We start from the raw sequence: 1631 nt of genomic DNA, 5'->3' as shown, positions 1-1631 counted from the left end.
CGCCCCCGCGCAGCCGGAAATTTCCCCGGAAATCTCCCCCGCAGTCCCGGAGGTAGAGGACAGCCCCGCTGGCTACGCCGCGCGCATCGAGGCGCTGGAGGCCTCTCTGGCCAGCCTGGCCGAACAGCGCGCCGAAGAGCGCGCCGCCCGCGAGGCGCTGGAAACGCGCCTGTCGGCCATGGAATCGCTGGCCGACGCCGCCCCCGCACTTTCCGAAGACACACTGGCCGAGTTGCTGGAACCCCTGCTGGCGCGTGAGGACGGTCCGTTCGCCCCGCTGGTGGATCGCGTGCGCGCCGTCTTGTCCGAAGACCTGGACGCCCGCATCGAAGAACGGCTGGCCCCCCTGCGTGAACGCCTCGAAGGCACTGGCGAGGCCGGTGCGATGGAAGCGGAAGGCATCACCCAGGCCGACCTGGACATGCTGGCCGCGGACCTGCGCGTCACGTTGCTGGCCGAGACGGACAAGGCCGCCGCTGCCGCCGCCGCGCGGATCATCCGCGAGGAAATCGCCGCGCTGGCCGAAGCCCTGTAGAAACCACCGCCTGATGGGTTCAGGCGGCCCGCGCGAATATCGCGACTGTTTCATGGGCGGGGCCGGGTCATCCGGTTCCGCCCTTTCGCGTGCGGTGCCCCTCATCAAGACCCGCCCCCCCCCCGGCAAATACGCCGCCCGGCGTGCCCCCCGCCGGAAGGCCTGCCCCGCCGGGCCTCGACGGGCGCGGGCCGCAATGCTATAGACACCTGAAAAAAGAGGGATGGCTTACCGGTTATTCCTCTTTCACCCGTCCGGTCTTCGTCCGCTGTGGTCGAGACCATTCCCCCACGGGCGGGTTTTCTTTTTTCCGGCGGCGTGGCCGCCCGCTTGCCAGCCAAATGTACCGGGCCGGGTTCCGTCGGCACGTTGGCCAATGCATCAGCCTGCGGCCGGGCAACCGCCCTGCCACCGGAAACGGCCCATGGCGGCCCGTGGAGGCCCGTGGCGGCCCGTGCGGGAAAGCCGCGGGGCCGTCGCGAAGCGGCCCGGCGGACCGCAACCAGAGAAACGCGCTCGAAGGCCCTCACCCAAAAGGACCGCACATGGACAAGATTCGCAAGGAAGCCCTGCAGGTGACCAAGGAAATCGTGGTCAAGTTCATCGAAACCCAGCGGGTTTCCCCGGCGAGCCTGGGCGAGGTGTTCCCCTCCATCTACCGCGTGGTGCTGGAATCCATCGCCACCGACGGCGCGCGCGACGGCCAGCCCCCCGTGGTGTCGGCGGCCTCCACCGGAACGGAGCGGGAGTAAGCGCGCATGGACCGTTCCGCCACCTCCTGCCAGAATGCCGCCGCTGCAGACGGCGCCGCCTCCGCGCCCGATCCGTGCGGGCACGCCCGCAGCGTTTCCGGCATGTTCGGCCGCATCGCCGACTGGTACGACCTGCTGAACCGCGTGCTCAGCGGCGGGCTGGACAAGTACTGGCGCTACCGCCTGGTGCGGCACGTGGTGCCCGGCCCCACGGGCCGCGTGCTGGACCTTGCGGCGGGCACCATGGACGTCTCGCTGGAAATCGTGCGCCAGCACCCCGGCACCCGCGTGCCCGCCCTGGACTTCTGCCGCCCCATGCTGCAGCGCGGGCGGGACAAGCTGTT

General features: G+C 70.3%; 2 protein-coding genes and 1 pseudogene. All 3 read left to right on the top strand.

Annotated elements, in window-relative coordinates; genetic code table 11:
* Window positions 1–535 (top strand): annotated as a pseudogene (locus tag FVW27_RS15035) (hypothetical protein); the annotation flags it as partial.
* A 545-nt stretch (window positions 536–1080) separates the two neighbouring features.
* Window positions 1081–1287 (top strand): hypothetical protein, encoded by a 207-nt coding sequence (locus tag FVW27_RS15030; RefSeq protein ID WP_167126639.1) that lies wholly within the window; start codon window positions 1081–1083, stop codon window positions 1285–1287.
* 102 nt (window positions 1288–1389) lie between these two features.
* The coding region (locus FVW27_RS15025) for a class I SAM-dependent methyltransferase (protein ID WP_243838494.1) at window positions 1390–1631 on the top strand (242 nt) is incomplete at its 3' end.

This window comes from Nitratidesulfovibrio liaohensis (assembly GCF_011682075.1).
In the GTDB taxonomy this organism is placed as follows: Bacteria; Desulfobacterota; Desulfovibrionia; order Desulfovibrionales; family Desulfovibrionaceae; genus Cupidesulfovibrio; species Cupidesulfovibrio liaohensis.
This window is presented reverse-complemented; position numbering and strand designations above follow the sequence as displayed.